This is a genomic window from Arsenicicoccus cauae (assembly GCF_043162025.1).
Taxonomy (GTDB): domain Bacteria; phylum Actinomycetota; class Actinomycetes; order Actinomycetales; family Dermatophilaceae; genus Arsenicicoccus; species Arsenicicoccus cauae.
In genome coordinates this window covers 280680-300139 of the sequence record NZ_CP171001.1, presented here as the reverse complement: position 1 = coordinate 300139, position 19460 = coordinate 280680, and the positions used below count along the sequence as shown (strand labels likewise).

The following is a 19460-nucleotide window of genomic DNA, read 5'->3' as shown; positions in this document are numbered from 1 at the left end:
CACGAGCTCGAGGTTCCCGGCGGCGTGGGGGATGACCACCGTGCTGCCCCGCCCGACGTGGACGGGACCGCTGCCTGCGCGCAGCTCGCTCCCCCTCGGTCACCACCAGCACGCCGAAGCCGGCCTCGAGGCTGTCGCCCGGGCCGACCCGGTCCAGCCGGAAGAATGGCGCCGCCTCGGGCGGCAGCTGCGCTCCCTGCGGGCCGCCGGCGACGAGACGCTGCACGTCACCGCGGGTGTAAGCCGTCCGGTCGGCGGCGCGAAGGGCGTCTGGGAAGCCAAGCCCGAGATGACCGTCGCGAGGCCCGTCGATGGCGAAGCTCTCCCACTCCAGCAGGATCGACATGTCCTCGGGCTCCTGCACCCCGTGCCAACCACTTTGCGGCCCAGATGGTTCGGGGGGGCCGGGGCGCCGGACTCCTACCCGGACCGGCGGCCGCGCACCGCGTCCTGCGGCACCAGCGTCTAGTCCACAGGCCAGCCCCCAGCCCACCGGGCCGGTCGGCGCTGGTCCAGCGGCGGTATGGCGGCCGCCAGCTGCTCGGCCCACAGCACGCAGCCTGCGGGCCCGGGGTGGAAGCCGTCGGCGGCCAGGTGCTCCGCCTTCAGTGGCACGTCGCGGACCGGCACGTACGCCATCCGGTGCCGCTCGGCCGTGGCGGCCACCCGCTCGTCGAGGGTGGCGGCTCGGCGGGCCAGCAGCGCCGCGACCGGCGCGGGCAGCAGCGGCATCGTGGTGGGGTCGGGCAGGCCGCTGAGCACCACCACCGCGCCCGGCTGCAGCCCCCGCACCCGCGTGACCAGGGCCTCCACGTCGCGGGCGAAGACCGCCGGCCGGCGTCCGCGGATCAGGTCGTTGACGCCGAGCGCGACGGCGACCACGTCGACCGGGTCCCCGGCGAGCCGGTCCACCAGGTGGGTGGTGCAGTGGTCGGCGGTGGCCCCGTCGGCCGCCGCGGTGCGCCAGCTCACCGGACGGCCCTCGCGGTCGGCCAGCCGCTGCGCCAGCCGGGCGGCGAGGATCTCCTCCGGCCGGTCGCAGCCGATGCCGAGGGCGGTGGACTCCCCGAGCACGACCAGCGTCAGCGGGCGGGTGCCGTCCACCGTCCCGGTGGTGGGGCGGGCCACGCCGGTCTCGGCGCCGGCGGGGGCGTGCAGCCTGGGCGTCGACGCGGCCAGCCGTTCGTGGAGGGTCTGCCGCACGTCCAGGGCGCGGCGCACGCCGGCGACATCGATCTTGCGGGGCGCGATGCGAGGAGCCATGCCCCCATCCTCGCGCGAGGACTCGGCCGGCGGGAGGACCCCGGCCCGCGGATCGGACGCGACCGGGGTCACGGGCTCAGGCCGGCAGGCGGTAGCGGCCGAGGGCCACCGGCTCGACCAGCCCGTCCGAGACCAACCCGTCCAGGCAGCGCATCCGCCGCAGCTCGTCGTCCGGGCAGGCGGGCGCGAGGTCGGCGAGGGTGACCGCCCCGTCCGCGGCCCGCAGCACCGCCATCATCGCGCCGCGCACCTGTCGGTCGGTCCCCTCCCAGCCCTGGCTCCGGCGCGGCGGGCCGTCGTAGGGCGGGCGGCCGGCGCGGCGCCATACGCACAGGTCGGCGACCGGGCAGTCGGTGCACCGGGGTGAGCGGGCGGTGCAGACGAGCGCGCCGAGCTCCATCACGGCGACGTTCCAGACGCGGGCGGTCGCCGGGTCGGCCGGGACGAGCTCCGCGGCGAGGTCGGTCTCGGCGCGGCTCAGCGACGGCGCGGGCAGCGCCACCCCGGAGACGGTGCGGGCCTGGACCCGGCGCACGTTGGTGTCCACCACCACGGTGCGCTCGCCGTGCGCGAAGCACGCCACCGCCGCGGCCGTGTAGGCGCCCACCCCGGGCAGGGTCAGCAGCGTCGCCTCGGTGGTCGGCACCTGCCCGTCGTGGTGCTCGACGATCGCGGTGGCGCACTGGTGCAGCCGCAGCGCCCGCCGCGGGTAGCCGAGCCGCCCCCAGGCCCGGACCGCGTCCCCGGCCGGCGCGAGCGCGAGGTCGCCCGGCGTCGGCCAGCGTTCCATCCACTCCAGCCACACGGGCAGCACCCGGGCGACCGGGGTCTGCTGCAGCATCACCTCGGAGACCAGCACGCCCCAGGGTGAGCAGTCGTCGTGGCGCCAGGGCAGGTCGCGCCGGTGGTCGGCATACCACTGCAGGATCGGCTGGTGGAGGTCCATGTCGTATGACGCGCCCTTGGCGTGGCCCGTGGTCGCGGTCCGCGGGCGGTGACCGGGCTCAGACGTAGCGCTCGAGGATGCTCGACTCGGCCAGCCGCGACAGACCCTCGCGGACCGCGCGGGCCCGGGACTCGCCGACGCCCTCGGCGTCCATGAGGTCCTCCAGGCTGGCGGCGAGCAGGCGCTGCAGCGAGCCGAAGTGCCCGACCAGCCGGTCGACGATGGTCGCCGGCAGCCGAGGGATCTTGGACAGCAGCCGGAAGCCGATCGGGCTGACCGCCTGGTCGAGCACGTCCAGGCTGGTCGGGAAGCCGAGGGCGCGGGCGACCAGCTGCAGGTCGATCAGCTCGGAGGTGCTCAGCGCCGCCAGGTCGACCAGGCTCTCCTTGACCGTGGACTCCTCCGGCGTGGTCACCTCGTGCAGGTAGTCGCGGATCACCAGCTCGCGGTCGTTGCCGTGGCCCTGCAGCAGCTCTTCGAGCTGCAGCGTCAGGAGCCGACCGTCGGTGCCGAGCTCGACGACGTAGCCCTCGATCTCCTCGCTGATCCGGCGCACCATCTCCAGGCGCTGCAGCACGGCCATGACGTCGCGGACGGTGACCAGGTCCTCGATCTCCAGCGCGGACAGCGTGCCGGTGACCTCGTCCAGGCGCGCCTTGTAGCGGCCCAGGGTGGCCAGCGCCTGGTTGGCGTGGGACAGGATGGCCGAGGAGTTCTCGATGACCCGGCGCTGACCGTTGACGTAGAGCGCGATGATCTGCATCGACTGGCTCACCGACACCACCGGGTAGCCGGTCTGCTTGGCCACCCGCTCGGCGGTGCGGTGCCGGGTGCCGGACTCGCTGGTCTCGATCGAGGCGTCGGGCAGCAGCTGGGTGGCGGCCTTCACGATGCGGGAGATGTCGCGGGTGACCACTATGGCGCCGTCCATCTTGGCGAGCTCGCGCAGCCGGGTGGCCGAGAACTCGATGTCGATCGGGAAGCCGCCGGTGGAGATCTGGTCGACCAGCTTGTCGCTGCCGAGCACGATCAGCGCGCCGGTGCGTCCGCGCAGGATGCGCTCGAGGCCGTCGCGCAGCTCCGTGCCGGGGGCTACGGCCGCGAGCGCCTGCAGCATCCGGTCGTCGTCCACGCGGTCCACTGGCACTCCTTGTCGTCCGGAGCATCGCCCCCGAGGTGATCATGCAGCCGATGCCCACCCCCGACGGCGTGCACCACTCCGGCGTCATCCTAACGGCCGTCCGACGTCGTGCCGTGGATCAGCCGGGCCCGAGGCGGGCCGCGATCGCGATGGCCCGGGCCACGTCGGTGACCTCCAGGACCTGGATCCCGTCGGGCAGGCGGCCCTGGGCGGCGGCCCCGGCCGGGACGATCGCGCGCCGGAAGCCCAGCCGGGCGGCCTCCATCAGCCGGCGCTGCAGCCCGGTGCACGCCCGGACCTCGCCGGCCAGCCCGACCTCGCCGAAGGCCACCGTCCCGGACGGCACCGGCGTGCCCGCCAACGAGGAGGCGATGGCGATGGCCACGGCCAGGTCGGCGGCAGGCTCGGACAGCCGCACCCCGCCCACCGTGGCCAGGTAGGCGTCGGCCTCCTGCACCGGCAGCCTGGCGTGCTTGCCCAGCACCGCGAGCACCATGGCTGCCCGGTTGTGGTCGACACCGTTGGTGGTGCGGCGCGGGTTGCTGGCGCTGGTCTTGTCCAGCAGGGCCTGGACCTCGGTGACCAGGGGGCGGCGGCCCTCCAGGGTCACCGTGACGCAGGTCCCGGGCACCTCTGTGTCGCGGCTCGTGAGGAAGAGCCCGCTGGGGTCGGCGAGCCCCACGATCCCGACGTCGGACAGGTCGAAGCAGCCGACCTCGTCGGTGGGGCCGTACCTGTTCTTGACGGCGCGCACCAGCCGCAGCCGGCTGTGTCGCTCACCCTCGAACTGCACCACCACGTCGACCAGGTGCTCCAGGACGCGCGGCCCGGCGATCGAGCCGTCCTTGGTGACGTGGCCGACCAGCAGGGTGGCCATGTCCTGGCGCTTGGCGGCCGCGATGACCGTGGCCGCGACCTCGCGCACCTGGGAGACGTTGCCGGCCGAGCCGTCCACCTCGGACGAGCTGATCGTCTGCACCGAGTCGACCACCAGCAGGTCAGGTCCGATCGCCTCGACCTGGGCCAGCAGGGTCGCCAGGTCCGTCTCGGAGGCCAGGTAGAGCCGGTCGGCCAGGGCCCCGATCCGCTCGGCCCGCACCCGGACCTGGGCGGCGGACTCCTCGCCGCTGACGTAGAGCACCGTCCCACCCGCCTGGGCGACCTGGGCGGCCACGTCCAGCAGCAGGGTCGACTTGCCGATGCCCGGCTCACCGGCGACCAGCACGACCGCCCCCGCGACCAACCCGCCACCGAGCACCCGGTCGAACTCGCCCACCCCGGTGGACCGGGCCTCGGCGCGGCGCCCGTCCACGTCACCGATCGGGACCGCGGGGCGCTCGACGTACGTCGCGGGCTGGGTGCGGATGGCGACGGCACCGACCTCGCTGACCGAGCCCCAGGTCTGGCACTCACCGCACCGGCCGACCCACTTGGCCGTCGTCCAGCCGCACTCCGAGCAGCGGTAGGTCGCTCGGGCAGCGGGGGTCTTGGTCTTCGAGGACGCCATGGCCTCAACCTAGGCGCGAGGTGTGACAGACCCCCGTCGACCCGGCCGGGGCGGGCGATAGCGTGACGGCATGCACTTCACCGAGTTCGACACCCGGGTCGCGGCCTACGCGGTCATCGTCGACGCCGACCGCGTGCTGCTGACCTGGTACAACGGCCTTGGTGGGCGCACCCCCTGCTGGACCCTGCCCGGTGGCGGCGTGGAGCTGGACGAGCAGTGCGAGGAGGCCGTGGTCCGCGAGGTGCCCGAGGAGACCGGCTACACGATCCGGCTCGGCCCCCCGATCACCACCTCCAGCGTGGTGCGTCGGGAGGCGGGTCGGCAGCGCCCGTTCAAGGCGGTGCGGGTGGTCTACGCGGCCGAGATCACCGGTGGCGAGCTGGGCACGACCGAGGTCGACGGCTCCACCGACCGCGCGGAGTGGGTGCCGATCCGGGAGGTCGGCGGCCGCAGCCCGCGCGCCGACGTGATCGACCACGCGCTGGCCGCGCTCGGCGTGGAGCTCTGAGCGTCGACCAGCAGCTCGTGCCACCGGACGCGCGATGGGTGGCACGAGCTGCTGGTGCCGGGCGCGCGCGGAGGTCAGTAGCGGCGCCACCACAGGTTCACGGCGTAGTCGACCTCGGTCCCGGTGTGCTCGGCCAGGATCCGGTCCGACATCTGCGGGGTGAACTCCAGCCGCACCACCCGCTCCAGGTCGGCGCGGGTGCGGTGCGCCCAGCGGATGTCGACGCGTTCGCGGGACCACCCCTGACGCCGCCAGAAGCGCTCCACCGCCAGGGCGTCATAGCTCGGCCAGGCCCGCGCGAACCAGCCCCCGAAGGTGGACCGCGTCACGTCGTTGTCGATCACGAAAGCCGTTGCCCCAGGCCGCAGCACGCGCTCCAGCTCGGCCAGCCCTGGCTCGCAGCCGGCGCCGAAGAAGTAGGCCCAGCGGGCGTGCGCCAGGTCGATCGAGCGATCCGGCAGGGGCAGCGCCTGGGCGCCGGCCTCGACGACGGCCGCGTTGTCGATCCCGTGTCGTGCCAGGCGATCTCGAGCCCGTATGGCGAGCGGCTCGTGCGGCTCCACCCCCACCACCTGCGCCGCGGTCGCCGCGAACCAGGGCAGGTGGTAGCCCGTCCCACAACCCACGTCGACCACCTGCATCCCGGTGAATCCGTCTGCAGGGCAACGGCCGAGGACCCTCAGCATGGCGGTCTCGAGGGCGCCGTCGGGGTCCACGCCGACGTTCTCCAGCTCGTAGCCGTCCGGGTCGTCCCAGATGTTGGGGGACGGGATCGTCTGGGACGCAAGCCGGTCCGCGCTCGGCTCGACCCACCCCTCTCGAGATCGCTGGTCCTTCAAGGGTGCTCACCGCCGCTTGCGGGTGACGGCGCCTTCGCCCTGCGCATCCAGGGTGGCCGGGTGGACCATCAGCGGGAGCAGCTTGCGGGCGCCCTGGGCGCGGGCCGCCTTGACCGAGGCCAGGTGCGCCTCGCACCGGATCACCAGCTCGTCGTAGGCGAGATCGCCCATCAGCTCACGCAGCTCGCCCTCGTTGGAGCGATAGACGGGCTCGCGCCCGACGTGCGCCTCGGGGTTGCCGGAGCAGTACCAGTCGAGGTCGTGGCCGCCGGGTCCCCAGCCGCGGCGGTCGAACTCGCCGATGGAGATCTCGAGATAGCTGGTCTCGTCGGCCAGCTCGACCGTGCGGTAGGACCGACGGGTCGGCAGCTGCCAGCACACGTCGGGCTTGACCGTGTGCGGGGCCTCGCCCTGCTCGACGGCCCACTGGTGCAGCGAGCAGCCATGGCCACCGGGGAAACCCGGGCGGTTCAGGAAGACGCAGGCGCCGTCGACGACGCGGGTCTTGAGCTCGCCGTCCTCCCGGTCGAGCCAGCCCTCGAGCGGCCCCTCGCCCTTGCGGGCGCGGCCCACCTCGGTGGACAGCCCGGTCGAGCGGTGCTGCCACCGCTCGGGCGGCATCCGCCGGGCCACGCCCCGCACCCGGGCCACGTCGTCCGCGTCGGTGAAGTGGGCGCCCAGGGTGCAGCAGCCGTCGTCGGGGCGCTCGGCATACACCCCGGCGCAGCCGTTGCCGTAGATGCAGGTCCACCGCGAGGTCAGCCAGGTCAGGTCGCACCGGAAGCGCTGCTCCGCGTCGGCCGGGTCGGTGAACTCGATCCAGACGCGAGGGATGTCGAGGGGGACTTCGGCCATCCCTCAACCCTAGCGGCCGGGCCGTCGCACTAGGCTCGCCACCATGCGCCTCGGAGTCATCGACATCGGTTCCAACACGGTCCACATGCTCGTCGTCGACGCTCACTGGGGGGCCCGGCCGCTGCCCACCGTGAGCCACAAGATGGAGCTGCGGCTGTCGGAGCACACCGACCACCAGGGTCACATCGACGAGCAGGGCGTGCGGTCCCTCGAGCGCTTCGCGGGGGAGTGCCTGCGCATCGCCGAGGACCAGGGTGTCGAGCGCGTGATGGGCTTCGTGACCAGCGCGATCCGGGAGGCGGGCAACGGCGACGGGGTCCTGTCGATGGTGCGGAGCAGCACCGGCGCCGACCTGCAGATCCTGTCGGGCGAGGACGAGGCCCGGCTGACCTTCCTGGCGGTGCGGCGGTGGTTCGGCTGGTCCAGCGGCAAGCTCTTGATGGTCGACATCGGCGGCGGCTCCCTCGAGATCGCCTCCGGCATCGACGAGGACCCGGACGTCGCCATGTCCTTCGAGCTGGGGGCGGGTCGCGTGACCCGCACGATGCTGCAGGGCGACCCGCCGTCGGCCGAGCAGGTGCGAGAGGCCCGCAAGCAGGTCCGCGCGACGATCGCCCGTGGGATGCGTGAGCTCACCAAGGCCGGTGAGCCCGACCTCGCCGTCGGCACCTCCAAGACCATGCGGACCCTGGCCCGGGTGCTCGGTGCGGCCCCCGCCAGCGACGGCCTGCACGCCAAGCGGCACCTCGAGCGGGCGCCCTTGAGCGACCTGGTCCCGCGCCTGGCCGGTATGCCGGCCGCCCGGCGCGCGACGCTGCCGGGCGTCTCCGCGAGCCGCTCCCACCAGCTCCTGGCCGGGGCGATGGTCGCCGAGGCCGCCATGGACCTGCTCAGGGTCGACCGCCTCGAGATCTGCCCCTGGGCGCTGCGCGAGGGCGTGATCCTCAACGAGCTGGACCTCATGCGCATGGAGTAGGGCGTCCGGGGCTAGGCTCGGCCGCGTGACCGCACACCAGCCGCCAGGCCCACCCGTGCCGTCCCCCCGCGTTGCCCTGTCGACCTCCTCGGTCTATCCCGAGCGCGTGCGCGACGCCTTCCGGATCGCGTCGGACCTGGGCTACGACGCCGTCGAGGTCATGGTCTACACCGACCCCGTCTCGCAGGACGCCGCCGCGATCAACGACCTCGTCCAGCAGCACCAGCTGCCCGTGGTCTCGATCCATGCCCCCACCCTGCTGCTGACCCAGCGCGTGATGCACTCCGCACCCTGGCCCAAGATCGACATGTCCCTCGACCTGGCCCGAGCCGTGGGCTGCGACACGGTCGTCGTGCACCCGCCCTTTCGCTGGCAGCGCGTCTACGCCCGCGAGTTCGTGGACGGCGTCGCCACCCGCGAGCACGACTCCGGCATCACCATCGCGGTGGAGAACATGTACCCCTGGCGCGCCGGCGAGCGTCTCGTGCAGGCCTACCTTCCCCACTGGGACCCGGTTGGGCAGCCCTACGGCAACGTCACGCTGGACCTGTCGCACGCCGCCACCGCCCGCGAGGACTCGCTCGAGATGGCGCGGGCCCTCGGCAGCCGGCTGCACCACGTGCACCTCACCGACGGCCTGGGCTCGGCCCTCGACGAGCACCTCGTCCCCGGCCGAGGCTCCCAGCCGGTCGCTCCGCTGCTTCAGCACCTCGCAGGCACGGGGTTCGCCGGGTCGGTGGTGGTCGAGGTCAGCACCCGCAAGGTCAGCGCGCACCAACGGCGCGAGGACCTCGCCGAGTCGCTGGCCTTCGCCCGCCGCCACCTGGCGCCCGCCGCGGTCCTCGACGGCGGCGCATGAGCCCACGGGGTCGGCGCCCCGCGGGGGAGGACGCTCGCGCGCAGATCGTCGAGGCAGCCCGCACCGAGCTGGCCGCCAAGGGCTACGACGGGACCTCGCTGCGCGGCGTGGCGCGTGCGGCCGGCGTCGACCCCGCCCTGGTCCACCACTACTTCGCCGGCAAGACGGCGCTGTTCGCGGCGGCCATGGAGGTCCCCTTCGACCCCCGCCAGGTGATCGACGGCGTCCTCGAGGCCCCCGTCGACCGGCTCGGGGAGTCCCTGGTGCGCGCCTTCCTGGGGGTGTGGGACACCCCCGAGGGTCGCGTGCGGATCGCGGCGCTGCTGCGCTCCGCGGCGACGCACCCCGACGCGATGACCCTGCTCGAGCAGTTCCTCGTGCGCGAGATCTTCGGCCGCGTCGCCGGGCGGGCGGGGCCTCGGGGCCTGGAGCGGCGGGCGGGCCTCGTGGCCACCCAGATGATCGGGCTCGGGTTCGCGCGCTACGTCGCCGAGCTGCCGGGTGTCGCCGACGCCGAGGCGGAGGAACTCGTGGCGGCGGTCGCTCCCGTCATACAGCGCTATCTCGACCTCCCAGGATCGTGAGCGTTCGACCGGGCCGTCGTGGACAGAACCCTCAGGATCCTGGAAAGGGGGCAGAGGGGGGTTGTGCCGCGGTGGGCGTGTGCCTAGATTTCATCACATGATGAAAAAACATCGTGGGCGCCACGAGCGAGGCGCCCCCCACGCCGACGACGCCGTCGCGATCGCCGTGCGCGGCCTGGTCGTCCGGCGGGGACCCCGCGAGGTCCTGCACGGCATCGACCTGGTCGTCCCGACCGGGCAGGTCGTCGGGCTGCTCGGTCCGTCCGGTGGCGGCAAGTCCACCCTCATGCGCTCGATCGTCGGGGTGCAGGTCACCCACGGCGGCGAGGTCCTGGTGCTCGGCCGGCCCGCCGGGTCGCCGGAGCTGCGTCGCGAGGTCGGCTACACGACCCAGTCCCCGAGCGTCTACGACGACCTGTCCGTGCAGGACAACGTCGCCTACATCGCCCGGCTCGTGCTCCCGCGCGGCGCGGACGTGGACGCCGAGGTGGCCCGGGTCCTGGACCTCGTGGACCTCACCAGCCACGCCCGAGACCACGCCCGCAACCTGTCAGGCGGGCAGCGCGGCCGCGCCTCGCTGGCCTGCTCCCTCGTCGGCAGCCCCCGGCTGCTCGTCCTCGACGAGCCCACCGTCGGCCTGGACCCGGTGCTGCGCCGCAGCCTGTGGGACCTCTTCCACCGCCTCGCCGCCGACGGGACCACCCTGCTCGTGTCGAGCCACGTCATGGACGAGGCGGCGCGCTGCGACCGATTGGTCCTGGTGCGCGACGGCGAGATCCTCGCGGACTCGACCTATGCCGACCTGCTGCGAGACACCGGCGCCACCGACGCCGAGCAGGCCTTCCTCGCCCTCATCGACCGGGTCGACGGTGCGGCCCCCGCGCCCGACGGCGCAATCGGTCACCCGGGGGACCCGGGTGACCCGGGACCCGCCCCTACCCCGAGTGGCGGCGGCGACGGCATACGGCAGGAGACCTCATGAACCCCCGGCTCACCCTCGTGACCGCCCGCCGGATCCTCACGCAGATCCGCTCCGACCACCGCACCGTCGCCCTGCTGCTCGTGGTGCCGTGCGTCCTGCTGGGCCTGCTCGCCTGGGTGTATGACGGGACCCCCGTCTTCGACCGGGTGGGTCCTGCTCTGCTCGGCGTCTTCCCCTTCGTGGTGATGTTCATCGTCACCAGCGTCACGACCCTGCGGGAGCGCTCGTCCGGCACTCTCGAGCGACTCTTCACCACGCCGCTCGGCAAGGGCGACCTGCTGGGCGGCTATGCCCTGGCGTTCGGGGTGTTCGCGTTGCTGCAGGCGCTGGTGGCGACCGCGTGGGCGGTCTGGGTGTGCGGGTTGGACGTGCAGGGGTCCCTCGGGCTGCTCGTGCTGGTCGCCGTGGTCGACGCGGTCCTCGGGTGCACGCTGGGGCTGTTCGTGAGCGCGTTCGCGACCACGGAGTTCCAGGCCGTGCAGTTCATGCCGGCGCTGGTGCTGCCGCAGTTCCTGCTGTGCGGCCTGCTCACGCCGCGCGACGCCATGCCGGGGGTGCTGAGCGCCCTCAGCGACGTGCTGCCCCTCAGCTATGCCGTCGACGCGATGACCGCCGTGTCCACGCGGTCCGACGCCGCCGCCGACGTGTGGCGCGACGTCGCCGTGATGGCGGCCTTCGTGCTCGCGGCGATCGCGCTGGGCGCCGCGACGCTGCGCCGCCGGACGCCGTGACGGTCTAGCCTGGGCGGACCACCTGCTCCCGCGCGGAAGGCGCCACCATGATCCTGGACCTGGGTGACGCCCTGCGCGCCTCCTCCCTGCGGCTCGCCCGCATCGGTCGCGTGCAGTCCGTGATCGAGGAGTCGCCCGGCACGCGCGACATCCTGGCCCGCTACATCGCGGGGGACACCACGCAGTCGGCGCTCGGTGCGGCCCGGGACCTCATGGAGACCGGCCGCGCGGTGACGGTCTCCTACCTCGGCCCGGACGCCGACTCGCGGGCCAGCAGCGACGCCACCGTCGAGGAGTACCGACGGCTCGTCGCCGAGGCCGTCTCCCGCGGACTGGTCGGTGACCACTGCCTCGAGCTCAGCGTCCGCCCGGCCGCGTTCGGTCGTCTGGACCAGGCCACCGGACGGTCCCTCGCGCTCGCCCAGCTGCAGCGCGTGTGCCGCACCGCCCACAACGCCGGCCTCGACGTCACCCTCGACATGGAGGGCTTCGAGACCGTGGAGCCGACCCTGCGGCTCCTGGAGGAGCTGCGCCAGGACTTCCCGCGGGTGGGGGTCGCCCTGCAGGCGGCGCTGCTGCGCACGGAGCAGGACTGTCGCGAGCTGGCGGCCGAGGGGGTCCGCGTCCGGCTCGTCAAGGGCGCCCACAAGCTCGACGAGCGGGGCTCCTTCGACGCGGTGGAGGACGTCGACCGGTCCTACGTCCGCTGCCTGCGCATCCTGATGGAGGGCGTCGGCTACCCGATGGTCGCGACCCACGACCCGCGCATGACCTCCATCGCCGCCGCCCTCGCCCGGTCCTGCGGCAAGGGCCCCGAGGACTTCGAGTACCAGATGTACCTCGGCATCCGCCCCCTCGAGCAGACCGCCATCGCCGACCGCGGCGACCGCATGCGCGTCTACGTCGCCTACGGCCCCGCCTGGTACTCCTACCTCGTGCGGCGGGTGGCTGAGCGCCCCACCAACGTCACGTTCTTCGTGAGGTCCCTGCTGTCCCGCCGCTGACCTGCGCCGCTGCCCGCGCCCGAGCGGTGATGGGTCTGTCGGTGGGCTTCGGCATACTGGCGGACGCACCGTCGCACCACCCGACCCACGCCCCGAGGGAGACCCATGCCTGACCTCGCGTCCTGCACGATCGCGTTCTACGGCGTCGGCGCCATGGGATCGGCGATCCTCGCCGCCCTGGTCCGGGGCGGGCACCCGGCCGACCAGGTCCTCGCCGTCGACACCAGCAGCGAGCGGCTCCGCGAGCTCGCCGAGGCGTATGCCGTGCGCACGACCTCCTACGTGGCCGAGGCCGCCGGCGCGGCCGACGTGCACGTGGTGGCGGTCAAGCCCGGGGACGTCCCGGCCCTGCTCGACGCCATGGCCGGCGGGCTGGGCGCGGGCGACCTCGTGGTCAGCGTCGCCGCCGGCGTCATGTCCGCGGCCATCGAGGAGCACCTGCCCGACGCCGTGGCCGTCGCGCGGGTCATGCCCAACACGCCCGCCCTCGTGGGGCAGGGCATGGCCGTGGTCAGCCCCGGCAGCCGCTGCGGAGACGAGGCCCTCGCCCTCGCACGGTCCGTGCTCGAGCCGTCGGGCGCCGTGCTGTCCCTGCCGGAGAAGCACCTGGACGCCGTGACCGGGGTCAGCGGGTCGGGGCCGGCCTACGCCTTCTACCTCGCCGAGGCGATGACGGAGGGGGGCGTCCTGATGGGCCTGCCCCGCGACGTCGCGACGACGCTGACCGTGCAGACCCTGCTCGGGGCTGCCACCATGCTGGCGGAGGGGGAGGACTCGGCGACGATCCTGCGTGAGCGGGTCAGCTCGCCGGGGGGCACGACCACGGCCGGCCTGGCCGTCCTCGACGAGCGCGCCACCCGGGCCGCCGTCGTGGCGGCGGTGCGAGCCGCGACCGAGCGCTCGGCCGAGCTGGGCCGAGCCCGCTGAGACCTCCGACCGGCCCGCGGCGCTGTGCCTGACCGGTCACTGACGGGCCCTGACCGGGGTGACTGACCGGTGTGGCAGGGGCAGACGACACCATGAAAGGATGCGGGACATGACCGAGCTGACCGTGCGCGTGCTGACCGATGACGACTGGGAGCTCTACCGGACCATCCGGCTCGCGGCCCTCAAGGAGTCTCCGGATGCCTTCGCGGCCACCTACGACGAGGAGCGCGACTTCTCCGACGACCTGTGGCACGAGCGCATGGCGCGGGCCACGCGCCTCGTCGCCGAGGGCGCCGACGGGCCCCTGGCCGTGGCCAGCGTACGGGCCCAGGCCCCGCGCGACGGCACCGACGACGCCATGGCCGAGCTGTTCGGCATCTGGGTCCGGCCGGAGCACCGCGGCCAGCACGTGGCCGTGGAGCTGGTGCGCGCCGCCTCGGGCATCGCGCGCTCGATGGACTGCCGTCACCTGTCCTACTGGGTGGGCACCGACAACGGCCCGGCGGTGGCGTTCGCCAGCTCCTACGGGTTCCGGGTGACCGACACGCGTCGTCCCATGGTGGCCCGCGGCCACCAGCCGACCGAGGAGGACGACGCCGAGATGATGATGATCCTGCCGCTGGCGGACGATCCCGGCTCGGTGGCCAGCACCAGCGTCTGACCGGCTAGCGAGCCTCGTGGTGCCGGACGAGCCCGGCACGGGTACGGTCGGCTCCATGTCGATGCCGACGAGGGTGGTCTGGGACGAGGTCTTCACGCGCTACGACTTCGGGCCCGACCACCCGATGAGCCCCGTCCGCCTCGACCTGACCGCGCGCCTCTGCCGCGAGCTGGGACTGTTCGACCACGACGACGTCGAGCTGGTGTCCCCGCCGGTCGCCACCGACGACGAGCTCGCGTGGATCCACGACCGTCGTTACATCGAGGCCGTGCGCGCGGCCGGGGAGGACCCGGCCCGGGCCGACCAGGCCTTCGGCATCGGCACCGAGGACGATCCCGCTTTCGTCGGCATGCACGAGGCCAGCGCTCGGATCGCCGGCGGCACCCTCGCGGTCGCTCGCGACGTGTGGGAGGGGCGGGCGCTGCACGGCGTCAACTTCTGCGGCGGCATGCACCATGCGATGCCCGACCGCGCGGCCGGGTTCTGCATCTACAACGACGCGGCCGTGGCGATCCACTGGCTCCTCGAGCACGGGGCGCAGCGGGTGGCCTACGTCGACATCGACGTCCACCACGGCGACGGCGTCGAGCGCTGCTTCTGGGACGACCCGCGCGTGATGACGCTGTCCGTGCACGAGACGGGCCGGGTCCTGTTCCCCGGCACCGGCTTCCCCCGCGACCTGGGCGGCCCGTCGGCGGACGGCACCGCGATCAACGTCGCGCTCCCGCCCGGCACCGGGGACGCCGCCTGGCTGCGGGCCGTCAACGCCACGGTCAACCCGCTGGTGGGCGCCTTCGCCCCCGACGTGCTCGTCACCCAGCAGGGGTGCGATTCGCACTACCAGGACCCGCTCGCGCACCTCGCCATCTCGGTCGACGCGCAGCGCCAGGCCTTCGAGGGGCTCCACCGGCTGGCCCACGAGGTGAGCGGCGGGCGCTGGATCGCTCTGGGCGGCGGGGGCTACGAGGTCGTCGACGTCGTCCCCCGCGCCTGGACCCACCTGACGGCCATCGCCACGCACCACCCCATCCGCCTCGATGCCGCGGTCCCGCAGGCCTGGCGTGACCACGTGCAGGCCCGGCACGGCCGCCCCGGGCCCGAGTCGATGAGCGACGGCGTGGCGGAGGGCGGCATCGTCTGGTGGCGAGGCTGGGAGTCCGGCTACGACCCCGAGGACCCGGTCGACCGCGCGGTGATGGCCACGCGGGAGGCGGCCTTCCCCCTCCACGGGCTGGACGTCTGGTTCGACTAGATGTCACGACCTCACCGTCGATTGGACGTCTCACGGCGTGTCGACTGGACAGCACGGGTGAATCTCATGCCAGAACGCTTACGCGTGGTGACGGTGTGCCTAGAGTGCCAACCAGCACGCGCGTGAAGACTCGACGGGGAAGCCGACGACACCTCGTGCCCGGAGAGTGAGCCATCCCCTATGTCGTCCCAACGTCCTTTCGACGGTGTCCGCTTCTGCACGGTCGCCGAGGTCGCGGCCCGCATGCGGGTCAGCAAGATGACCGTCTACCGCCTCGTCCACAACGGTGAGCTGCCAGCCGTCCGGGTGGGACGGTCCTTCCGCGTCCCGGAGCACGTCGTCGAGGAGTACCTCTCGCGCGCCTACACCGAGACGGCCTGAGGCCGGCGCGAGCGGCATACGGCTGCCGTCGATTGGGTGGGGAGTGCCCCGGGGCGCTAGGCTTGCACGGATTCCCTCGTCGGCGGTGAGCGCTCACGCGCACGTGACCACGTCGTGCACCGGCACGAGGCTCACGACCGACACGCAGATCAGCTCGACGAAGGACAAGCTATGGGTTCCGTGATCAAGAAGCGCCGCAAGCGCATGGCCAAGAAGAAGCACCGCAAGCTGCTTCGCAAGACGCGCCACCAGCGTCGCAACAAGAAGTGACCAGCAGAGCCCCTCGACCACGGTCGGGGGGCTCTGGTCGTCCCCGGGCGCCGAGGTCGTCGCCGCTGGCCTAGGCTCGAGGCAGGCTCCCCGCCAGTAGCCATGCGTCAGCAAGGAGGTCGCCGTGCCCGACGTGGTGCTCGTCACCGGCGTCTCCCGCCTGCTGGGTGGGCTCGCCGCGACCGCGCTCGCGGCCCGCGACGACGTCGGTAGGGTCGTCGGCATCGACGTGGTCCCGCCGCGACGCCCGCTGGTCGGCGTCGAGTTCGTGCGGGTCGACCTGCGCAACCCGGTGATCACCCGGCTCGTCGAGCAGTACTCCGTGGACACCGTCGTCCACATGGGCGTCCTCGCGACCCCCACCGCCGCCGGCGGTCGGGCGTCGCAGAAGGAGATCAACGTCATCGGGACGATGCAGCTGCTCGCGGCCTGCCAGAAGGCCACCTCGCTGCGGCGGCTCGTGGTGAAGTCGACGGCAGCGGTGTATGGCGCCTCCCCGCACGACCCCGCGGTGTTCACCGAGTCGGCGGCGCTGGGGGTGCGCACCGCAAACGGGTTCGGACGCGACTCCTCCGAGGTGGAGTCCTACGTCGCCGGGTTCGCACGGCGCCGTCCCGACGTCGAGGTGTCCGTCCTGAGGTTCGCCAACGTCATCGGGCCCAGCATCGCCACCGCGCTCTCGGACTTCTTCAGCCTCCCGGTCGTGCCCATCCCCGCGGGGTTCGACGGGCGCCTCCAGTTCGTCCACGAGGACGACTGCGTGCGAGCGACGGTGCTCGCGTCGACCGCCTCCGCGGATCGGGTCACCGGCGTCACCAACGTGGCCGGCGACGGGGTGCTCACCGTGGTCCAGTGCGCCCGGATGATGCGCCGCCCGATCGTTCAGGCGCCGCTCCAGACCGAGGGTCTGCTGCGGCGAGGCTACCGCTGGTCCCGGATGGCGACCTTCCCCGAGGGACAGTTCCGTCAGCTGGCCTACGGCCGCGTCGTCGACACCACCCGCATGCGGGAGCGACTCGGTTTCGAGCCGACGCGCACGACCCGCGAGGCCTTCGCATCCTTCGCCGAGACGGCGAGCCTCACCGTGCCGGGCGTCGATCTCGCCCGCACCGGCCTGGGCCACGCGCAGGTCGTGCTCGCGGCCATGGGCTGGCTGCCCGACCCGTCCTCGACCCCCGGAGCCCGCTAGTGACCGACGATCCTCGCCACGGACAGCCGGCCGACCCGACGGGAGCCGTGCCCCCTCTCGACGTGGAGGCGGTCGTCGATGCGCTGGTGCAGGTCCTGCGCAGCGGCGCCTCCCTCGCCAAGATCCCGCCGGACGAGGCGGAGCGACAGATCGCCGAGCTGCTCGCGTTCGTCCGCCGCCGGCTGACGGCGGACTACGACGTCGACCCGTTCGGCTTCGACGAGGACTTCACGCTGCACGCCTACCTGCCGATCCTGCGCCCCCTCTACCGCTCGTGGTTCCGGGTCGAGGTGCGCGGCGCCGAGCACGTCCCCGCCGAGGGGGGCGCCCTCGTCGTGGCCAACCACTCGGGCACCATCGCCCTCGACGCGCTCATGACCCAGGTGGCCCTGTATGACGACCACCCGGCCCACCGGCACCTGCGGATGCTCGGTGCCGACCTCGTCTTCGCGACGCCCGTCGTCGGTGACCTGGCCCGCAAGTCCGGCTGCACCCTGGCGACGAGCGAGGACGCCGAGCGTCTGCTCCGGGCCGGCGAGCTGGTCGGGGTGTGGCCCGAGGGGTTCAAGGGCGTGGGCAAGCCCTTCAGCGAGCGCTACAAGCTGCAGCGGTTCGGTCGTGGGGGCTTCGTCGCCGCTGCCCTGCGGGCCGGCGTGCCGATCGTGCCCTGCTCGATCGTCGGCGCCGAGGAGACCTACCCCATGCTGGGCAACGCCGCGAGCCTGGCCAAGCTCCTCGGGATGCCCTACTTCCCCCTCACGCCGACCTTTCCCTGGCTGGGCCTGCTGGGGATGGTGCCGCTGCCCAGCAAGTGGATCATCGAGTTCGGCGAGCCGGTGCGGACCGATGAGCTGGGTGCTGGCGCGGGGGAGGACCCCATGACGGTGTTCGCGCTCACCGACGAGATCCGCCAGACGATCCAGGAGAGCCTCTACCGCATCCTGGCGACCCGCGACTCCGCCTTCTTCGGCTGACCCGGATGTCCCTACCCCCGGTAGTCACATTCGCCGGGCTTCGTTCGCCAGGCTGATGCCCTTACCCCCGGCGGGATCATCGGCCTGGCGAACGAGCCCCGGCTGATGTCCTTACCCCCGGCGGGATCATCGGCCTGGCGAACGAGCCCCGGCTGATGCCCTTACCCCCGGTAGGTCTGCTCGGGGGCGGCCGCACACGCCGGGGTAGACCTTGGTCCACCGGTGGGTCGCGCCCGCAGCGATCGCGTAGCCCGGCTCGGGGTTCGCCTCCACGACGACCGTGGTCCTGGCCAGCTCGACGAGCCGCACCCAGGCGTAGCGCACCCCGGTCGTGCGCGGCAGGTGCACGACGCCCTTGCCCGGCACGCAGTGGTCCGCGAACCGCGGGGCCTTGGGCGTGACGAGGATCCCCTTCGTAGTCGTGCTGCTGGGGATGGGGGCCGGTGTCGTGCTGCTCGGCGCCGGGGAAGTCGAGGTCGAGCGGGTGGGTGTGGGCTCCGTGTCCGTGGTCTTCGGGCGGGGCTCGGTGGTCGTCGGGCGGGGCTCGGTGGTCGTCGGGCGGGTCGGGCGCGGACGGGTCGGGCGGTCCGAGGTGGGCCGCGGCTGAGGCTCGGCGGTCGTGGTGACGCGTCCGGGTCGGGTGGTGCGCACGGGCGGGTCGGTGACGGCCGGTGGGGGGACCGTGACGGTCGCGCCGGGCGAGGTGAGCAGGGGCGGGATCGTCGTGGGGGAGGACGGGCTCGGCACCGAGGGGGTCGCCGAGGGCGCGGTGGCGGTCGAGGACGGCGACGTGGTGCCGCTCGGAGCCGGGGCGGGGACGACGATCTGCGAGCACGCGTCGCCGCACGAGACCAGCTTGGCCCGCAGCTCGACGGTGCCCTTGTCGACGGTGCTCTGCAAGGTGGCGAGCTCGCCGAGCGCTTCGGGCGGGAGCTTGGTCCGCAGAGCCTGCAGCTGCGGCTGCACCCAGCTGGTGAACTCCTGCACCACCTGCAGGCGCTCCGGGTCCCGGGTGGCGTCGAAGGCGGTGAAGAGCTCGGTCTGCCCGGACGCGACCGACGCCGCTGCATCGCGGAGGGACGTGCGTATGTCGTCGGCGACCTGCGGCGTCCGGCCCGCCAGCGTGACGGTGTCGGCGACGTGCTCGCGGGCGTGCGCCAGCAGGACCCGGCCCTGGGCGCCGTCGGACCCCGCGAGGCGGACCTCGAGGCCGTCGACGACCCCGCGGACGGCATACAGGGCGTCTCCGGGGAGGGCCCCCTGGGAGGCGACACCGAGACCGGTCCCGGCCACGACGACCCCGGCCGCCGCACCGGCGAGGACCTTGGGCCAGGTGCCGTGGATCCTGAGGACGGACGGCGGGGGCGCGGAGACGGGGGCGGCCGACGCGGGGGCCGAGGAGACACCCGCCGCTGCCTCGGCGCGCAGGGTGGCGCCCAGGCCGGCGACGAAGGACGGGTCGGGGCCGGGGACGGGCACGGAAGCGACCTGCTGGGTCAGGCTCAGCAGGTCGGACATGGCGGGGGAGGGGGGTGTGGTGCCCTGGAGCATGGCTTCGAAGGCGTCGGCGTCAGCGCGCGACACGAAGTCGTCGATGAAGCTCACCATGGC

22 protein-coding genes are annotated in these 19460 nt (G+C 73.4%); 15 read left to right on the top strand and 7 right to left on the bottom strand.

Annotated elements, in window-relative coordinates; all coding sequences use genetic code 11:
* Positions 1 to 31 precede the first annotated feature (31 nt).
* A complete protein-coding gene (locus tag ACF3NS_RS01440) occupies positions 32 to 469 on the top strand; it encodes a hypothetical protein (RefSeq protein WP_392467395.1) in 438 nt (145 codons plus the stop codon).
* Here ACF3NS_RS01440 and ACF3NS_RS01435 read toward each other — a convergent pair.
* The 4 genes from ACF3NS_RS01435 to radA form a co-directional block, all read right to left on the bottom strand.
* On the bottom strand, positions 466 to 1263 hold the full coding sequence (locus tag ACF3NS_RS01435; protein WP_154594466.1) for an SGNH/GDSL hydrolase family protein: 798 nt from the start codon (positions 1261 to 1263) through the stop codon (positions 466 to 468). The genes ACF3NS_RS01440 and ACF3NS_RS01435 overlap by 4 nt on opposite strands.
* Positions 1264 to 1339: 76 nt before the next feature.
* Positions 1340 to 2209: an A/G-specific adenine glycosylase gene (locus ACF3NS_RS01430; protein ID WP_154594467.1), complete on the bottom strand. Its 870-nt coding sequence runs from the start codon at positions 2207 to 2209 to the stop codon at positions 1340 to 1342.
* A 58-nt stretch (positions 2210 to 2267) separates the two neighbouring features.
* Positions 2268 to 3326 (bottom strand): DNA integrity scanning diadenylate cyclase DisA, encoded by a 1059-nt coding sequence (disA, locus tag ACF3NS_RS01425; RefSeq protein WP_392469046.1) that lies wholly within the window; start codon positions 3324 to 3326, stop codon positions 2268 to 2270.
* 142 nt (positions 3327 to 3468) lie between these two features.
* Complete coding sequence (gene radA, locus ACF3NS_RS01420; protein WP_154594468.1) at positions 3469 to 4857, bottom strand: DNA repair protein RadA; 1389 nt, start codon at positions 4855 to 4857, stop codon at positions 3469 to 3471.
* A gap of 70 nt (positions 4858 to 4927) precedes the next feature.
* On the opposite strand from radA, the gene ACF3NS_RS01415 reads away from it, so the two are divergent.
* Positions 4928 to 5365 carry an NUDIX domain-containing protein gene (locus ACF3NS_RS01415; RefSeq protein WP_392467393.1) on the top strand — a complete coding sequence of 146 codons (438 nt, stop codon included), beginning with the start codon at positions 4928 to 4930 and terminating at the stop codon, positions 5363 to 5365.
* Positions 5366 to 5439: 74 nt separating this feature from the next.
* Here ACF3NS_RS01415 and ACF3NS_RS01410 read toward each other — a convergent pair whose 3' ends face one another.
* Positions 5440 to 6204 carry a class I SAM-dependent methyltransferase gene (locus tag ACF3NS_RS01410; RefSeq protein ID WP_392467392.1) on the bottom strand — a complete coding sequence of 255 codons (765 nt, stop codon included), beginning with the start codon at positions 6202 to 6204 and terminating at the stop codon, positions 5440 to 5442.
* Between the two features lie 6 nt (positions 6205 to 6210).
* Entirely contained in the window at positions 6211 to 7059 is an 849-nt protein-coding gene (locus ACF3NS_RS01405) for a hypothetical protein (protein ID WP_392467390.1), read from the bottom strand.
* Positions 7060 to 7102: 43 nt separating this feature from the next.
* On the opposite strand from ACF3NS_RS01405, the gene ACF3NS_RS01400 reads away from it, so the two are divergent.
* From ACF3NS_RS01400 to ACF3NS_RS01340, 13 genes are all read left to right on the top strand, one after another.
* Positions 7103 to 8035: a Ppx/GppA family phosphatase gene (locus ACF3NS_RS01400; protein WP_392467388.1), complete on the top strand. Its 933-nt coding sequence runs from the start codon at positions 7103 to 7105 to the stop codon at positions 8033 to 8035.
* 25 nt (positions 8036 to 8060) lie between these two features.
* Positions 8061 to 8894, top strand: coding sequence for a sugar phosphate isomerase/epimerase family protein (locus ACF3NS_RS01395; protein ID WP_392467387.1), 834 nt, complete (start codon positions 8061 to 8063; stop codon positions 8892 to 8894).
* Positions 8891 to 9478, top strand: coding sequence for a TetR/AcrR family transcriptional regulator (locus tag ACF3NS_RS01390; RefSeq protein ID WP_154594472.1), 588 nt, complete (start codon positions 8891 to 8893; stop codon positions 9476 to 9478). Before ACF3NS_RS01395 ends, ACF3NS_RS01390 begins: the two co-directional genes overlap by 4 nt.
* A gap of 97 nt (positions 9479 to 9575) precedes the next feature.
* Entirely contained in the window at positions 9576 to 10460 is an 885-nt protein-coding gene (locus ACF3NS_RS01385) for an ABC transporter ATP-binding protein (RefSeq protein WP_392467386.1), read from the top strand.
* A complete protein-coding gene (locus ACF3NS_RS01380) occupies positions 10457 to 11191 on the top strand; it encodes an ABC transporter permease (RefSeq protein WP_154594474.1) in 735 nt (244 codons plus the stop codon). Before ACF3NS_RS01385 ends, ACF3NS_RS01380 begins: the two co-directional genes overlap by 4 nt.
* A 47-nt stretch (positions 11192 to 11238) precedes the next feature.
* Entirely contained in the window at positions 11239 to 12195 is a 957-nt protein-coding gene (locus tag ACF3NS_RS01375; protein WP_154594475.1) for a proline dehydrogenase family protein, read from the top strand.
* Positions 12196 to 12300: 105 nt separating this feature from the next.
* Positions 12301 to 13122 (top strand): pyrroline-5-carboxylate reductase, encoded by an 822-nt coding sequence (gene proC, locus ACF3NS_RS01370; RefSeq protein ID WP_392467385.1) that lies wholly within the window; start codon positions 12301 to 12303, stop codon positions 13120 to 13122.
* Between the two features lie 109 nt (positions 13123 to 13231).
* A complete protein-coding gene (locus ACF3NS_RS01365; protein ID WP_392467383.1) occupies positions 13232 to 13783 on the top strand; it encodes a GNAT family N-acetyltransferase in 552 nt (183 codons plus the stop codon).
* Positions 13784 to 13838: 55 nt separating this feature from the next.
* Complete coding sequence (locus tag ACF3NS_RS01360) at positions 13839 to 15035, top strand: acetoin utilization protein AcuC (RefSeq protein ID WP_288797579.1); 1197 nt, start codon at positions 13839 to 13841, stop codon at positions 15033 to 15035.
* A gap of 180 nt (positions 15036 to 15215) precedes the next feature.
* Positions 15216 to 15416 (top strand): helix-turn-helix domain-containing protein, encoded by a 201-nt coding sequence (locus ACF3NS_RS01355; RefSeq protein WP_154594479.1) that lies wholly within the window; start codon positions 15216 to 15218, stop codon positions 15414 to 15416.
* 171 nt (positions 15417 to 15587) lie between these two features.
* On the top strand, positions 15588 to 15686 hold the full coding sequence (locus tag ACF3NS_RS01350; protein WP_003792170.1) for a 30S ribosomal protein bS22: 99 nt from the start codon (positions 15588 to 15590) through the stop codon (positions 15684 to 15686).
* Between the two features lie 124 nt (positions 15687 to 15810).
* Complete coding sequence (locus ACF3NS_RS01345) at positions 15811 to 16875, top strand: NAD-dependent epimerase/dehydratase family protein (protein WP_392467380.1); 1065 nt, start codon at positions 15811 to 15813, stop codon at positions 16873 to 16875.
* Between the two features lie 47 nt (positions 16876 to 16922).
* On the top strand, positions 16923 to 17849 hold the full coding sequence (locus ACF3NS_RS01340) for a lysophospholipid acyltransferase family protein (protein ID WP_311966731.1): 927 nt from the start codon (positions 16923 to 16925) through the stop codon (positions 17847 to 17849).
* 126 nt (positions 17850 to 17975) lie between these two features.
* Here ACF3NS_RS01340 and ACF3NS_RS01335 read toward each other — a convergent pair whose 3' ends face one another.
* On the bottom strand, positions 17976 to 19457 hold the full coding sequence (locus ACF3NS_RS01335; protein ID WP_392467379.1) for a hypothetical protein: 1482 nt from the start codon (positions 19455 to 19457) through the stop codon (positions 17976 to 17978).
* Between the last annotated feature and the right edge of the window lie 3 nt (positions 19458 to 19460).

Bases quoted from the DNA above. Each gene is read 5' to 3' on its own strand.
- ACF3NS_RS01440 (WP_392467395.1), top strand. From the start codon at position 32: ATGACCACCGTGCTGCCCCGCCCGACGTGGACGGGACCGCTGCCTGCG.
- ACF3NS_RS01435 (WP_154594466.1), bottom strand. From the start codon at position 1,263: ATGGCTCCTCGCATCGCGCCCCGCAAGATCGATGTCGCCGGCGTGCGC.
- ACF3NS_RS01430 (WP_154594467.1), bottom strand. From the start codon at position 2,209: ATGGACCTCCACCAGCCGATCCTGCAGTGGTATGCCGACCACCGGCGC.
- disA (WP_392469046.1), bottom strand. From the start codon at position 3,326: ATGCTGCAGGCGCTCGCGGCCGTAGCCCCCGGCACGGAGCTGCGCGAC.
- radA (WP_154594468.1), bottom strand. From the start codon at position 4,857: ATGGCGTCCTCGAAGACCAAGACCCCCGCTGCCCGAGCGACCTACCGC.
- ACF3NS_RS01415 (WP_392467393.1), top strand. From the start codon at position 4,928: ATGCACTTCACCGAGTTCGACACCCGGGTCGCGGCCTACGCGGTCATC.
- ACF3NS_RS01405 (WP_392467390.1), bottom strand. From the start codon at position 7,059: ATGGCCGAAGTCCCCCTCGACATCCCTCGCGTCTGGATCGAGTTCACC.
- ACF3NS_RS01400 (WP_392467388.1), top strand. From the start codon at position 7,103: ATGCGCCTCGGAGTCATCGACATCGGTTCCAACACGGTCCACATGCTC.
- ACF3NS_RS01390 (WP_154594472.1), top strand. From the start codon at position 8,891: ATGAGCCCACGGGGTCGGCGCCCCGCGGGGGAGGACGCTCGCGCGCAG.
- ACF3NS_RS01385 (WP_392467386.1), top strand. From the start codon at position 9,576: ATGATGAAAAAACATCGTGGGCGCCACGAGCGAGGCGCCCCCCACGCC.
- ACF3NS_RS01380 (WP_154594474.1), top strand. From the start codon at position 10,457: ATGAACCCCCGGCTCACCCTCGTGACCGCCCGCCGGATCCTCACGCAG.
- ACF3NS_RS01375 (WP_154594475.1), top strand. From the start codon at position 11,239: ATGATCCTGGACCTGGGTGACGCCCTGCGCGCCTCCTCCCTGCGGCTC.
- proC (WP_392467385.1), top strand. From the start codon at position 12,301: ATGCCTGACCTCGCGTCCTGCACGATCGCGTTCTACGGCGTCGGCGCC.
- ACF3NS_RS01365 (WP_392467383.1), top strand. From the start codon at position 13,232: ATGACCGAGCTGACCGTGCGCGTGCTGACCGATGACGACTGGGAGCTC.
- ACF3NS_RS01360 (WP_288797579.1), top strand. From the start codon at position 13,839: ATGTCGATGCCGACGAGGGTGGTCTGGGACGAGGTCTTCACGCGCTAC.
- ACF3NS_RS01355 (WP_154594479.1), top strand. From the start codon at position 15,216: ATGTCGTCCCAACGTCCTTTCGACGGTGTCCGCTTCTGCACGGTCGCC.
- ACF3NS_RS01350 (WP_003792170.1), top strand. From the start codon at position 15,588: ATGGGTTCCGTGATCAAGAAGCGCCGCAAGCGCATGGCCAAGAAGAAG.
- ACF3NS_RS01335 (WP_392467379.1), bottom strand. From the start codon at position 19,457: ATGGTGAGCTTCATCGACGACTTCGTGTCGCGCGCTGACGCCGACGCC.